The sequence below is a fragment of the Serratia quinivorans genome (assembly GCF_946227985.1).
GTDB classification, from domain to species: Bacteria; Pseudomonadota; Gammaproteobacteria; order Enterobacterales; family Enterobacteriaceae; genus Serratia; species Serratia quinivorans_A.
Genome location: NZ_CAMKGL010000006.1, coordinates 1 through 14,853, shown reverse-complemented (window position 1 = coordinate 14,853; position 14,853 = coordinate 1). Strand labels below are relative to the sequence as shown.

The 14,853-nt window shown below is 51.7% G+C and carries 10 protein-coding genes and 1 tRNA gene; 8 read left to right on the top strand and 3 right to left on the bottom strand.

The window, feature by feature from the left end; genetic code table 11:
• Nucleotides 1–101 precede the first annotated feature (101 nt).
• The 4 genes from cutA to OCH02_RS15840 all read left to right on the top strand — a co-directional run bounded on the left by cutA (nucleotide 102) and on the right by OCH02_RS15840 (nucleotide 2,959).
• A complete protein-coding gene (gene cutA, locus OCH02_RS15855; RefSeq protein ID WP_261432044.1) occupies nucleotides 102–425 on the top strand; it encodes a divalent cation tolerance protein CutA in 324 nt (107 codons plus the stop codon).
• Complete coding sequence (locus OCH02_RS15850; protein ID WP_261432043.1) at nucleotides 401–2,107, top strand: protein-disulfide reductase DsbD; 1,707 nt, start codon at nucleotides 401–403, stop codon at nucleotides 2,105–2,107. The genes cutA and OCH02_RS15850 overlap by 25 nt, the downstream gene beginning before the upstream one ends.
• A 40-nt stretch (nucleotides 2,108–2,147) precedes the next feature.
• Nucleotides 2,148–2,723, top strand: coding sequence for a transcriptional regulator (locus OCH02_RS15845; RefSeq protein ID WP_261432042.1), 576 nt, complete (start codon nucleotides 2,148–2,150; stop codon nucleotides 2,721–2,723).
• A 160-nt stretch (nucleotides 2,724–2,883) separates the two neighbouring features.
• Nucleotides 2,884–2,959, top strand: a tRNA-Phe gene (locus tag OCH02_RS15840).
• 397 nt (nucleotides 2,960–3,356) lie between these two features.
• Here OCH02_RS15840 and OCH02_RS15835 read toward each other — a convergent pair.
• Entirely contained in the window at nucleotides 3,357–4,103 is a 747-nt protein-coding gene (locus tag OCH02_RS15835; RefSeq protein ID WP_261432041.1) for a sulfite exporter TauE/SafE family protein, read from the bottom strand.
• Nucleotides 4,104–4,267: 164 nt separating this feature from the next.
• Here OCH02_RS15835 and actS point away from each other — a divergent pair, with 164 nt between their 5' ends.
• The gene (gene actS, locus OCH02_RS15830; RefSeq protein ID WP_261432040.1) at nucleotides 4,268–5,017 is read left to right on the top strand and encodes an amidase activator ActS; all 750 of its coding nucleotides are present in this window, start codon (nucleotides 4,268–4,270) and stop codon (nucleotides 5,015–5,017) included.
• A 68-nt stretch (nucleotides 5,018–5,085) separates the two neighbouring features.
• On the opposite strand, the gene gltP is transcribed toward actS, so the two are convergent.
• Nucleotides 5,086–6,402 (bottom strand): glutamate/aspartate:proton symporter GltP, encoded by a 1,317-nt coding sequence (gltP, locus tag OCH02_RS15825; RefSeq protein ID WP_261432039.1) that lies wholly within the window; start codon nucleotides 6,400–6,402, stop codon nucleotides 5,086–5,088.
• A gap of 792 nt (nucleotides 6,403–7,194) precedes the next feature.
• Between gltP and acs the strand changes: the two genes are divergently transcribed.
• The 3 genes from acs to actP all read left to right on the top strand — a co-directional run bounded on the left by acs (nucleotide 7,195) and on the right by actP (nucleotide 11,206).
• The gene (acs, locus tag OCH02_RS15820) at nucleotides 7,195–9,153 is read left to right on the top strand and encodes an acetate--CoA ligase (RefSeq protein WP_261432037.1); all 1,959 of its coding nucleotides are present in this window, start codon (nucleotides 7,195–7,197) and stop codon (nucleotides 9,151–9,153) included.
• A 92-nt stretch (nucleotides 9,154–9,245) separates the two neighbouring features.
• Nucleotides 9,246–9,557, top strand: coding sequence for a DUF485 domain-containing protein (locus OCH02_RS15815; RefSeq protein WP_261432036.1), 312 nt, complete (start codon nucleotides 9,246–9,248; stop codon nucleotides 9,555–9,557).
• Nucleotides 9,554–11,206: a cation/acetate symporter ActP gene (actP, locus tag OCH02_RS15810; protein WP_153858318.1), complete on the top strand. Its 1,653-nt coding sequence runs from the start codon at nucleotides 9,554–9,556 to the stop codon at nucleotides 11,204–11,206. Before OCH02_RS15815 ends, actP begins: the two co-directional genes overlap by 4 nt.
• Nucleotides 11,207–11,283: 77 nt before the next feature.
• On the opposite strand, the gene OCH02_RS15805 is transcribed toward actP, so the two are convergent.
• On the bottom strand, nucleotides 11,284–14,562 hold the full coding sequence (locus OCH02_RS15805) for a glucoamylase family protein (protein WP_261432035.1): 3,279 nt from the start codon (nucleotides 14,560–14,562) through the stop codon (nucleotides 11,284–11,286).
• Between the last annotated feature and the right edge of the window lie 291 nt (nucleotides 14,563–14,853).

Here is a 14,853-nt window from a genome sequence, read left to right as displayed (position 1 = left end):
GGCCCCGGTTTCTCCCCCGCCCATTGGCGATAAACTCGCCTTCTAGCCGACCCTCCTTCAAGGTATAGTGCCCACTGATAATCTCGATGAGAGGGCTGAAGATGTCTGATTGCGAAGCTGTCGTCATACTCTGCACCGCACCCGATGAAGCCACGGCTCAAGACCTGGCGGCCCGGGTTTTGGGAGAAAAGCTGGCGGCCTGCGTCACGCTGCTGCCCGGCGCGTCATCGCTATATTACTGGGAAGGGAAACTGGAACAGGAATACGAAGTGCAGATGCTGTTTAAAAGCGAACGCCGCCATCAAGATGCCTTGCTCAACTACCTGAAACAACATCACCCGTATCAGACGCCCGAGCTGCTGGTGCTGCCGGTGATGACTGGAGATAAAGACTACCTGTTATGGATCAACGCCTCATTAAATTGATATTCCTGCTATGCAGCCTGTTTTTGTTACCACAGGCGGCTCAGGCATCGCTGTTCGCCCCTAACGGCGGCAACGCATTCGTGCCGGTCGATCAGGCGTTTGCCTTCGATTTTAAGCAGCAAGACCACCAGCTGACGCTGAACTGGCAAATTCGCCCCGGTTATTACCTCTATCGCCAGCAAATCAAACTGGTGCCGCAGCAGGCAAGGTTAGGCTCCTTTGAGCTACCGGCCGGGCTGAGCCACAAGGATGAATTCTTCGGCGAAGTCTCCATTTTCAAACAACGGCTTAATCTGCCAATCCCACTGCAGCAGGCCGCCAGCGGCGCCAGCCTGAGCGTGACTTATCAGGGCTGCGCCGAAGCAGGTTTTTGTTATCCGCCGGAAACGCGGGTGATCCCGCTGGATGCAGTAAGTGCCACAACCGCACTGCCAGTCAGCGCACCCGAAGAACCGGTGCCAGCCAGTCTGCCGTTCTCTCCCCTATGGGCACTGCTGATTGGCATTGGCATTGCTTTCACTCCCTGCGTGTTGCCGATGTATCCGCTGATTTCGGGCATCATTCTTGGACGTGAAAAGCCGCACAGCAGCGGCCGTATCCTGGCACTGGCGGTGGTTTACGTGCAGGGCATGGCGCTGACCTACACCCTGCTGGGTTTGGTGGTTGCCGCCGCCGGCTTGCAATTCCAGGCAGCGCTGCAGCATCCGTATGTGCTCATCGGCCTGTCGGTCCTGTTTATCGCACTGGCATTGTCGATGTTCGGTTTGTATTCGCTGCAGTTACCTTCTTCGCTGCAAACCCGGCTGGCGGGCTGGAGCAATAGCCAACAAGGCGGCTCGCTGCCTGGCGTATTCCTGATGGGTGCACTGGCCGGGCTTATTTGCTCCCCTTGCACCACTGCGCCGCTTAGCGCCATTCTGTTGTACATTGCCCAAAGCGGCAATATGTGGGCCGGCGGCGGCACCTTGTATCTGTATGCGCTGGGGATGGGCATCCCGCTGGTGCTGGTGACCCTGTTCGGTAACCGTCTGTTGCCACGCAGTGGCCCATGGATGCAGTATGTCAAAGAGGCTTTCGGCTTTGTGATCCTGGCGCTGCCGGTATTCCTGCTGGAACGAGTGATCGGTGATGTGTGGGGGCTACGGTTATGGAGCCTCCTCGGCCTGGCGTTCTTCGGCTGGGCCTTCGCGCTAAGCCTGAAGACCTCCCGCGGCTGGGTGCGGGTACTGCAATTACTGCTGCTGGCGGCGGCCGTCATTGCTGCGCGACCGCTGCAAGACTGGGCCTTTGGCACCAGCAGCGCACAGCAGGCAGCGGTACAACACCTGAACTTCACACGTATCAGTAATGTCGAACAGCTCAATGCGGCATTACAGCAGGCGCAGGGGAAGCCGGTGATGCTGGATCTGTACGCCGACTGGTGTGTCGCCTGTAAGGAGTTCGAGAAGTATACCTTCAGCGATGCGCGCGTTCAGGCGGCGCTTGCCAACACTGTGCTGCTGCAGGCGGATGTCACGGCCAACAATAACGAGCAGGTCGCGCTCCTTAAGCATCTGAAAGTCCTGGGATTGCCAACTATTCTGTTCTTTAACGATACGGGGCAAGAATTAACCAGCCAACGGGTTACCGGATTTATGGATGCCGCGGCGTTCAACGCGCATTTGCAGAAAGCGGTGCAATAAATAACACTGAGGATCGGAACCGAATTTGGAGGAAGCACAAGTGCAACGTGAACACGTCCTTGATACGGCACTGGGGCTGTTGGAACAACAGGGCCTGGCGACCACCACACTGGAAATGCTGGCGGAGAAACTCGATGTACAGCCGGGCGACCTGAAACGGTTCTGGCCGGATCGTGAAGCGCTGCTGTATGACTGCCTGCGCTATCATGGTCAGCAAATTGATACCTGGCGTCGCCAGTTGCTACTGGACGAGACCCTGAGCCCACAGCAAAAACTGTTGGCGCGCTATGACGTTTTGGCAGAGTACGTCAAACACGATCGCTATCCCGGCTGTTTGTTTATCGCTGCCTGCAGCTTTTTCCCGGAGGTGGATCACCCGATCCACCAGTTGGCAGAGCAACAGAAGCTGACGTCGCTGGATCTGACCCGCGATTTGCTGCGTGAAATGGATGCCGATGACGCCGATATGGTGGCACAACAGATGGAGCTGATTCAGGAAGGTTGCCTGAGCAAACTGCTGATAAAACGCCAACTACAGGACGTATCCGTGGCCAAGCGGCTCGCGGAAGACATCTTGCAGGTGGCTCAGTGCCGCAGAAACGGCGCGTTAAGTTAATTCAGTGTGCGGCGGTGCACTGCCGCCGCAGAATTTTTGGCCAACCCGGCGCATTTTTTGTGCCCTTTGACCGAAAAGCCAGCAACCAGAGGCGTTTTACCTGATTTCACTCATAAAGCCGTTGACTGCCTTCGGCCAATACGGTTTAATGCTGCGCGTTGCCCGGATAGCTCAGTCGGTAGAGCAGGGGATTGAAAATCCCCGTGTCCTTGGTTCGATTCCGAGTCCGGGCACCATATTTAGAAGAACCCGCCTATGGCGGGTTTTTTGCTTTCAGGGATAGGACTCTTCATCGAACCCGTTCGATTATTCGGCCAAAGGCCTCACCCTGCGGGCCAACGCTAAAGCGTTGTTCAACCCGGCGTAAACGCCGGTTGTCCGAGTCCGGCACCATATTTAGAAGAACCCGCCTATGGCGGGTTTTTTGCTTTCAGAGATAGGACTCTTCATCGAACCCGTTCGATTATTCGGCCAAAGGCCTCACCCTGCGGGCCAACGCTAAAGCGTTGTTCAACCCGGCGTAAACGCCGGTTGTCCGAGTCCGGGCACCATATTTAGAAGAACCCGTCTATGGCGGTTTTTTTGCTTTCAGGGGTAGGACTCTTCATCGAACCCGTTCGCCTTCCATCATCGTTAACTAAAGTACTTCACAATCAACATAGCGCCGGAAGCCAACAAGATCACATTGATGAGCTTGAGGAATTGCTCACGCGACATCTTCAACGTGAAGTAACGGCCCAGCGTAATCCCCACCAGCATGCCCGGCACCAGCACCAGTGCCAGCAGTAATAAGTCAACGTCCAGATAAACACCGGCCAGAGCAAAAATGACCACCCGAGTCAGGGTACTCATACCAATCAACGTGGTTTGGGTTATGCGGAAAGCTTCTTTTTTCTCAATCCGGCCGCTGAGATAGATGGCATAAATAAAGCCACCGCTGCCAAATAGCGCGCTGAATATCCCCCCAACCAAACCAAAGGGCACCGCCGCCCTGGGTGAGAATTGCCGAGCAGGCTTTAAACCACTGAGTGAATAGAGCGCGTAAAACACCACAAAAATCCCCAGCGCCAGCAACAGAATTTCTGGTCGAGTCTTCAGCAGGATCACCGCCCCCAATAGGCTGCCGATAATCATCAGTGGGACTAGTCTTTTTAATTCTGGCCATTGGGCGTTCCGCCCGTCGCGACTGACATTAACAATAGCCGCGCACATATCCAGCAGTGCCAGCAACGGGACGATTTTCGCCACCGGCATATAGAGCGCCATTATCGGACTGGCAACTAACGCGGAACCAAAACCGGCGATACCGAAGATCACATAAGCCACTAATAGTGTGGCTGCCAGTACCAAATAGCTGGAAAGCGTTAAGGTTTCTTGCATATTTGCAGTTCCCAATCCATGAACATTATTGAGCCAAACGGCAAAACCTTTGGCCTAGGCCCGGCAAATTTAGTCCACGGGGGCGTTTTTGACCACCTGAGCGTTGATGTTACTATAGGCAGATCACAATAGAGCGCGACGACGTTTAAGGACGATATTTGAGTATGGGAAGCACATTCGCTGTATGGCGGCTGATTGCCGTGTGCCTAATCAGTCTGGGATTACTGGGGTGCGGCTCCGGAAAGAAATCAAACAGCTATGACCGTGATTATGATCGCTTGGCCAGAGGCAGCTATAACGGCAACACCTATACCGTTAAACGTGGCGATACGCTGTTCTACATTGCCTGGATCACCAACAGCGAAGTCAGCGAGTTGGCACGGCGCAACAAAATCCCCAAACCCTACAACCTCGAGATTGGCCAAAAGCTGGCGTTAAATAACGCGACGGTGAAGAAAGGCAAGACACGTAAAACACAGTCAACCAGTCAGATTGCAGCCGTTGCACCGCCGATCCGCAGCAGTATCAAATGTTGGCGCTGGCCGACTCAGGGCAACATTATCAGCAAGTATTCCACTGCCGACGGGGGCAATAAAGGCATCGATATCGCCGGTAACCGCGGGCAACCGGTATTTGCCGCAGCCAAAGGACGGGTGGTGTATGTCGGCAACCAACTGCGAGGCTATGGCAACCTGATTATGATCAAACACAATGATGAGTACATCAGTGCCTATGCCCACAACAATACCCTGTTGGTTCGCAACGCTCAGGAAGTGAAAGCCGGGCAGAAGATTGCCACCATGGGCAGCACAGGTACCGACAAGGTGATGCTGCACTTCCAGATCCGTTATCGTGCCACCGCATTGGATCCGCTGCGCTTCCTGCCGGCTCAGGGTTCTGCCCCCTCCTGCTGATCCCGAGACGATAAAAAACCCGCCATCAGGCGGGTTTTTTACGTCAAATCAATCCCGCCCAAAAGCGGTTAAGAGTCTGTCATCTGCCTGGCCTTGCCGGACAAGAACTCTTTCTCGAAGGCCAACGCCTTTTTACTGTCGAACTGATGCTCCCATTTAGCGACCACCAGCACCGCCAGCGCATTGCCCACCACGTTCAGTGCGGTACGCGCCATATCCAGAATGCGATCTACACCGGCAATAAACGCCAGGCCCTCCAACGGGATCCCCACGCTCCCGAGCGTCGCCAACAGCACCACAAAGGAAACACCGGGCACGCCGGCAATCCCCTTGGAGGTAAGCATCAGCGTCACCACCAGTACAATCTCCTGGCCCAGGGACAGTTCAATCCCATACAGCTGCGCAATAAAGATCGCGGCAATGCTCTGATACAGCGTTGAACCGTCCAGATTGAAGGAGTAACCGGTCGGTACCACAAAGCTGGTGATCGCTTTCGGCGCGCCATAAGCCTCCATCTTTTCAATGATACGCGGCAACACCGTTTCCGAACTGGCGGTGGAAAAGGCCAGGATCAATTCATCCTTCAGGATACGGATCAGCGTCCAGATACGCAGGTTACAAAGACGGGCGACCGCCCCCAGCACCACCAACGCAAAGAAGACAATCGCGAAGTACACCAGCAGTACCAGTTTAGCCAGGGGTAACAACGAGGCGAAGCCAAAGTTGGCAACCGTCACTGCAATCAGACCAAACACCCCAATCGGCGCATAACGCATGATCATATGCGTGACTTTAAACATGCTTTCGGAAACCGCTTTAAACACCTTCAGCAGTGGCTCTTTGGTTTCTTTCGGCAGTGACGACAGGCCCAGGCCAAACAGCACCGAGAAGAAGATAATCGGCAGCATGTCGCCTTTCGCCATCGAGGCGAAGATATTTGACGGGATCAACGACAGAATCGTGGCAACCAGGCTGTGCGAGCCACTTTGCACCTGCTCCGTGGTTTTCTCATACTGCGAGATATCCACCGCTGTCAGCGTCGACATATCGATGCCATGGCCGGGTTGAAAAACATTAGCCAACGTCAGCCCTACCACGATGGCGATAGTGGTGATTACTTCGAAGTAAATAATGGTTTTCAACCCGAGCCGGCCTAACTTTTTCGCATCCCCCACTCCGGCAATGCCAACGACCAGCGTCGAAATAACGATCGGTACTACAATCATCTTAATCAGGCGGATAAATATATCACCGGCCGGGCTAAGAATATTACTGACTAACCACTCTCGGGATTCAGTTTGATTATGGAGCACCGCCCCGACGATAATACCCAACGCCAATGCAATCATAATTTGCCAGGCAAGACTGATTTTTACACTCTTCATACCAAAAAAGTCCTCAAAGACTCTTTTCGGCACATTTATAATAACGCACCGAAAAGAATACTTAATCATTTAATACAGGCTTATGTTAATAACCAGGAGGCGCCCACCTGCCCTTAGTGCAACGCTGCCTAAATCTGTACCATTTGGACCGCATGGTCTGCAAGCCTTGTTTTAGCTGGCTTTTATGTAAATCACGACCCATGCAAAATCTGATTATCAAGCGCAAAAGGCATAATTTATTGTAATTAAAAGCATAATTTTCTGTGGAATATCTCACAGAACCGCCCAAGATCCGGCGTTTTAAACCGGATAAAAGTGCGTTAACTTTCGTTAATCCTGCATATTTAGTCTAATGATTATGTTTCTATTATGTTGCGCGTAGGTTTTTAAAATGAAAAATAATGATAGTCATCGTCTGGAGCAGCAATACTCTATTTAATTAAAATAACTCCCAGGCACTTTACTTATAGCAATGCTAGCCAAACTGTATTAGTAAAGAGTTTAACAACGATTTAATGCGTTTTTTTACCTTCACTATTATCTATAAAAAGAACATTAATGACCGAGTTGGTTATTCTTTTTAGTTCTTTAGATAGCGTTTTCTGACGAAAACTTCCTATCTAACCGTTTTCTCCCGCCAAGCAGGCAGATGCCCCACACAAATGAGGCAGAACTATTACAAATCAATATCTTCGTTGCGTGATCTGCCGCCCAAAAAAGAAACAAAGAATCGGAGCAAACTATACTTAACCTTCAGTTGACATATCATTAACAACTTCAAGGAGAAAAGCCATGAGCCAAGTGCATAAACACGCTATTCCTTCTGCAATTGCAGAACACGCCCTGATCAATCCAACGCAATATCAACAATATTATCAACAATCTGTGCAAGACCCAGAAGCGTTCTGGGGCGAGCAGGGAAAAATCCTGGACTGGATAAAACCTTATACCCGGGTAAAAAACACCTCATTCGATCCGGGCCATATCAGCATTCGCTGGTTTGAAGACGGCACCCTGAACCTGGCAGCCAACTGCCTCGATCGCCACCTGGCCGAACGCGGCGACCAAACCGCCATTATCTGGGAAGGTGACGATCCCACCCAGTCAAAACAGGTGACTTATAAACAACTGCACCATGATGTCTGCCAATTCGCCAACGTGCTGAAAAAACTGGGCGTCAAGAAAGGCGACGTCGTGGCTATCTATATGCCAATGGTGCCGGAAGCCGCGGTCGCCATGCTGGCCTGCGCCCGCATCGGGGCCGTACATTCGGTAATCTTTGGCGGTTTCTCGCCGGAAGCCGTGGCCGGGCGCATTATCGACTCCAACGCCAAACTGGTTATTACCGCCGACGAAGGCCTGCGTGCCGGGCGCGCAGTTCCGCTGAAGAAAAATGTCGATGACGCGCTGAAAAATCCAGGCGTGAAAAGCGTCACCAACGTCGTCGTGTTCCAGCGTACCGGCAAACCGGGTTACTGGCAGGAAGGCCGCGATCTGTGGTGGCATGAACTGACCCAGGGTGTTTCAGCCGACTGTCCACCTGAAGAGATGAATGCGGAAGACCCGCTGTTTATCCTTTATACCTCCGGTTCGACCGGTAAACCCAAGGGCGTGTTGCACACCACCGGCGGTTATCTGGTGTATGCCGCCATGACCTTTAAATACGTATTCGATTACCACGACGGCGACGTGTACTGGTGTACCGCCGACGTCGGTTGGGTCACAGGCCACAGCTATCTGTTGTACGGCCCGCTGGCTTGTGGTGCCATAACCCTGATGTTTGAAGGGGTGCCTAACTACCCTGGCGTTAACCGTCTGTCACAGGTGATCGACAAGCACCAGGTCAATATCCTGTATACCGCCCCTACCGCCATTCGTGCCCTGATGGCCGAAGGTGACAAAGCTATTGAAGGCACCAAACGCGACTCGCTGCGCATCATGGGCTCGGTCGGCGAGCCGATCAACCCGGAAGCCTGGGAGTGGTATTACAATAAAATCGGCAACGGCAAATGCCCGATCGTCGACACCTGGTGGCAGACCGAAACCGGCGGCTTTATGATCACTCCGCTGCCCGGTGCCACCGAGTTGAAAGCCGGTTCCGCTACGCGACCGTTCTTTGGTGTTCAACCGGCGCTGGTCGATAATATCGGCACTGTGCAAGAGGGTGCCTGTGAAGGCAACCTGGTGATCACCGACTCCTGGCCGGGCCAGGCTCGCACGCTGTTCGGCGACCACGATCGTTTCGAGCAAACCTACTTCTCGACCTTTAAAGGGATGTATTTCAGCGGTGACGGCGCACGCCGTGACGAAGACGGCTATTACTGGATCACTGGCCGTGTCGATGACGTACTTAACGTGTCAGGCCACCGTTTGGGGACCGCCGAGATCGAATCGGCCCTGGTCTCCCACCCGAAAATTGCCGAAGCGGCGGTGGTCGGTATCCCACATAACATCAAGGGCCAGGCGATTTACGCCTATATCACGCTGAACCACGGTGAAGAACCAACGCCTGAGCTATATACCGAAGTACGTAACTGGGTACGTAAAGAAATAGGACCGATCGCCACGCCGGACGTGCTGCACTGGACAGACTCTCTGCCAAAAACGCGTTCAGGCAAGATCATGCGTCGCATCCTGCGCAAAATTGCCGCCGGTGATACCAGCAATTTGGGTGATACCTCAACGCTGGCGGATCCGGCCGTAGTCGACAAGCTGTTGGAAGAAAAACAATCAATGAAAGTTCCGTCGTAATTTCCGCCGCCTAAGGCCGATCAGCGGAAAAATAACCCGGTGATCGGCATCAAGCGCGGCGTACTCTATCAATACCTACTGGAGATGCTCTGATGAATGACACCATTTATCAAGGGATTGAGGAAAACCCGCGCTTTATAGAACTGGTGCGAAAACGTAGCCGATTCGCCTGGCTGCTTTCACTGATTACACTGGCGCTGTACGTCAGTTTTATTTTATTGATTGCCTTCGATCCACAGTGGCTGGGCACGCCGATCGCTGAAGGATCGACCATTACCCGCGGGATCCCGGTAGGTGTCGGCCTGATCGTGATCTCTTTCGTGTTGACCGGGATCTACGTCTTCCGTGCCAACGGCGAGTTCGATCGCCTGACTGCAGAAATTTTGCGTGAGGTGAATAAATGAAGCCTTTATTGTCTGTCGCCGCCCTGTTGATGCTGCCGGGCCTGGCTTTTGCCGATGCTATTAGTGGCGAAGTACATCGCCAGCCGTTGAACATTCAGGCGATCGTGATGTTCGTGCTGTTTGTCGGCGCCACGCTGTACATTACTTACTGGGCTTCCAAACGCACTCGTTCACGCCAGGATTACTACACCGCCGGCGGCAAAATTACCGGCCTGCAGAACGGTCTGGCGATTGCCGGCGACTTTATGTCAGCCGCTTCTTTCCTGGGTATTTCCGCACTGGTGTATACCTCTGGTTATGACGGACTGATTTACTCCATCGGCTTCCTGATTGGTTGGCCGATCATTTTGTTCCTGATTGCGGAACGCCTGCGCAACCTGGGCCGCTATACCTTTGCCGACGTGGCTTCCTACCGCCTGAAGCAAAAACCTATCCGTACACTCTCGGCCTGCGGTTCACTGGTGGTAGTCGCGCTGTATCTGATTGCACAGATGGTTGGGGCCGGTAAGCTCATTCAGTTGTTGTTCGGTCTCAACTACCATGTGGCGGTGATCCTGGTCGGTATCCTGATGGTGTTGTACGTCTTGTTCGGCGGTATGCTGGCAACCACCTGGGTACAGATTATCAAAGCGGTATTGTTACTGGCCGGTGCCAGCTTTATGGCGCTGATGGTGATGAAGTCGGTCAATTTTGACTTCAATACCCTGTTTGCCGAAGCCGTGAAGGTGCATCCGAAAGGCATAGCAATCATGAGCCCGGGCGGCCTGGTTTCGGACCCTATTTCTGCGCTTTCGCTGGGGTTGGCACTGATGTTTGGTACCGCCGGCCTGCCGCATATTCTGATGCGTTTCTTTACCGTCAGCGATGCCAAAGAAGCCCGCAAGAGTGTGTTCTATGCCACCGGTTTTATCGGTTACTTCTATATACTGACCTTTATTATCGGCTTCGGCGCAATTTTATTAGTCGGCCCTAATCCGGCGTTCAAAGACGCTACCGGAGCGCTGTTGGGCGGCACCAATATGGCAGCGGTGCATTTGGCCAACGCCGTCGGCGGTAACTTCTTCCTCGGCTTTATTTCGGCGGTCGCCTTCGCCACCATTCTGGCGGTGGTTGCCGGCCTGACGCTGGCGGGAGCCTCTGCGGTATCTCACGATTTGTACGCCAGCGTGATTAAAAACGGTAAGGCAACTGAACGCGATGAACTGCGGGTTTCCAAAATTACCGTGGTGATCCTGGGCATCGTGGCCATTGCGTTGGGGATTTTGTTTGAGAAACAGAATATCGCCTTTATGGTCGGGCTGGCCTTCTCTATCGCTGCCAGTTGTAACTTCCCGATTATCATTCTTTCGATGTACTGGTCACGCCTGACCACTCGCGGCGCCATGATTGGAGGTTGGTTAGGCCTGTTGACGGCGGTGATCCTGATGATCCTTGGCCCGACAATTTGGGTACAGATCCTGGGACACGAAAAAGCCATTTACCCTTATGAGTATCCGGCACTGTTCTCAATGCTGGTTGCCTTTGTCGGCACCTGGCTGTTCTCGGTCACCGACAGCTCACTGGCCGGGCAGCAGGAGCGTGAACGCTTCCGTGCCCAGTTTGTTCGTTCGCAAACCGGACTCGGGATTTCTCAGGGCAGTTCGCATTAAAAATAAGCCAGTGGGTTCAGCATGCTGAACCCACTGTTACTGAATCCAAGCCAATAGGTTCTTCACTGCCGCTGACGTTATTCTTTTTCCATCAGGCCAATGGCGGCAATACCGCGCTTAATTGCCTCATTGTTCATATACAACCGCCAAATGATGCCGGTACGGTAGTTTTCAAGCATAACGATACTAATCCCTTTTTCCAGTCCGTTAACCGAAGACGCATACCAGTACGGTGTAACATCCAGGTTATAACTGCTGTTAAATCCATATTTACCCCAGGTATACGGGTGATTCCGGTAATAGTTTTGCATTGCCGCCAGTGATTCTTTTGGCGTAAACACTATTGCCCCTACCGCGCCGGAGAGCGCCATGGTGCCATCGGTACTAGCGGCAATTGCCGGTGGTGCACCATAGGCTCCATGGTAGTCACCATCCGGACCCTTGGTCGCCGACAGCCCCCATGAGTCAGGACCAAAGGTCTTGAAGCTATCCTGTTCATCAATGCTGTATTGGCGACTGATTTGCGAATTGAGTACCGCGTCGTTAAACCAGTCATCACCCACCTTATCAACCTTGCCACGGAAATCGACCCAGGCATTTGAGAACTGATTGGTAAAACTGGAGCCAAAGTAAGTATCAAATACCGGCTTACTGCCACGATAGGATCGCTTGCCACGGCCGATGCTGTAGAACATATCGCCGTTGACCGGATGCGTCGGGGAACCCGCCGCCAGCACATACATACTGGCTTGCTCTACAGGACCTGCCCATTTGCTATCATGAAACCCGCCGCCATTTTCCGGGAACCAGGCCATATAAAAGCGATTGGTCTTCTCATCACGGAACCATGGCCACTCGACCTTATGATAAATCTGGTCGGCCATTTTTTTTATTTCGCCGCCAAAGTATTCCCCCGCAACAATCACCCCGTTTAGCGCCAGCGTGCTATCAATAGTTGAAAGTTCGGAAGTCCAGATTCGTTTCGCAGTCAACTTATCCAGGAAATGGTAGAAGAAGCCATTATGCTGCTCAGCATTATTTAACAGCATATTCAACGTCCCCAGAGTACGGGCAGCGCCTTGTTCTCTGGTGATCCAGCCGTTATCAATACCAATCGTAATCGCCGACAGGGCAAAACCGACCTGTGCCACGTTGCAGACTCGTGGTTGCACTGAGTTACTCACCAGACCGTAGCCTGGGCTGGCAGGATCGCTATTTGCCATCTCCCAGAAGAAATCGAAACTTTTTCTGGCTTCCAGCTCAATCAGTGCGGAATCGCCTATCTCACGAACCGGCGGCTTTTCAGTATCAAAAATTTGTAGCTCGTAGATCGAGGGTAAGTCACTCGCCGCGGTAATATTCAGCCGAATTTGCGATGCTTTAACGCGAGGGAAATAAAGCTTGGCGTTCGGGCCGATGGTCGTTCCCTGATAAACCGGTCGCCATTGCCCGTTTTGCAGGACTTCAAGGGTAAAAGCGCTAACCCGAGACTTATACTCGTTGATCTGCAGCAGATCAAAATTAATCTCAGCCCCAAAATCCACAGTAAGCCATGCCGGAAGCGGAACATTATGAGATGCCCAGCGGCTCTGACTATCGCCATCGATGGATTTATCAGCCGTATACTGCGGCTGTTTAAACCATATGCTGCTGGCACTGGCCTTGGCATTAATATCCCACAGCAGGTTATAGCTTGGTCGTACTTCAAATTGATATTTAACACCGCGGATACCATGCGGATAGCATTCCTGAATATAAAGTTGGGAATGTTCCAGCAATGGCGGCAGTTCAAGCTTGAAACGTCCATCATCAGCCACCAAACCGCTCAGCGATACCCCACTGTCAGTGGAAACCTCAAGCGTGCTGCCCGGTGTTGCGGCCCCAATTAGCCAACGGCTTTTATCGGTGAACCCCTGGTTTTCCAGCCTGAAAGCCGCGACCACCGTCACGTCACAGTAGGCGGAATAGGCACCATCAGCGCTGGTGACCGTAATTGTCGTCCTGCCCGGATGAAGTGCTTTAACAGTGCAAGACGTTTCTTTGACTTCCAAGCCGGCAACTTCAGCATCCGTATTTTCCCAGTTTAGTGTCTCTGCATTCACAGCTTTAATGCTGGCAACCAAGGTAAAGACTTTGCCGACTTCCAGCGTAACCCTCTCCTGATTTAGCGTGATACCTGATGGATCCTCTTGCACCAGCGTTTGTTCTGTCAATTTCGGCAAGATCTCACGCCCTTGCCGGGTAGCAAGCATCGCATCCTTAATCTGGAGACCGTGCAAGGGCAAATGCCTGCGCGTTTTGAGGGTAAATAATACCTGCCCCAGGCTGGCATCTGATAACCGCTCCTGCGACACAAACATGCTGCGTAAACCGAGCTCATTGCTGGCATAGGCGCTGTGCTCAGGGGAGTAATCCTCAGCGGCAACGCCATTGGTTACCCCGTGCCTCTGGGTGTCTACACCGTCCTTATAAAAACAGACATTACTGGCTAAATCATTTTGTAATTCTGCATTGGGAACAGCGATGAAAGTTTTGTCGTCAAACGAGAATGCGCTGCCTGCAAAACTGGCAGCGTACGCCTCTTTGCCATAAGCTATCACAAGGTAGTCTTTATCTGTGCTTTCATTCAAACTGCCATCGAACGAGTAATGACGAGTTTTAAACGCTGGAACAAGTTGTTGGTAATAGGTTTCATATTCCTGTTGAACTTGCTGAGGGGGAATAATATTGTTGGATATCTGAACGCGGTCGAGTAAAGCATTTTCCAGGCTATACTTACCCAGCCCGTTGGCGCCGATATTAAAATCCAGATGAGTCTTGGTATGACCATTACCAGTGATGGAGATCCGTTTTTGCTCCTTGCCATCCAGATAAAAAATAGCGTCTCCACGTCTATCCTGTGTAATAGCAATATGGTGCCATTGATTATCAGCAATCTTAATGTTTTGTTCGGCACCAATATCCAGGCGTGACCTGGATTCGTCTTTCCAGTTGCAGACCAGATAGTCCTTATTGACACCAATCAACCAACCGATATTTGAATCATTCCACCAGTCTTTATTGGATATAATGAGCCCGTTACTCGCTGTACCCGTTTTAATCCAGAATGACAGACTAAAATCACGATAGTCCGAAGTTAGAAAACTATCTTTTACTAAAAAAATAGTACTATTCTCTAAGTCACCGTCCTGACCAATATAGTTTTTAGTCAGGAGAGTATTACCTGAAACTTTATCTTTATTGTTATTTCCCGATATACATTCAACGTCTGAATTGAAGTCTATTTTTTTAAAAAAAGTGCCTGCCGTATCATATTTACTCCCTGAAAAAACTATTTTTTTATATTCTCTGCACATGTTAATTCACCTAAATTTTAAATAGATTTAAAAGCAGGTGGACAATAGCATGGGCTTGCCAAGGCAAAATTTTATCCATGTAGTGTGATAAATCATACAACTGAAGCGATGTAACAACCCGAAAAATAGCGGGCGAGAATATAGCGTGATTTATGCGATGTGAATAGACCCGGATTTCCTAGACGGTTCCGTGCCTCATGAACCAGGCACTTTCATAAACTGCAGGGGGTTGATCCTCACAGGCACTGTGGCGGCGTTTAGCATTATAAAACATCTCTACATAATCGAAGA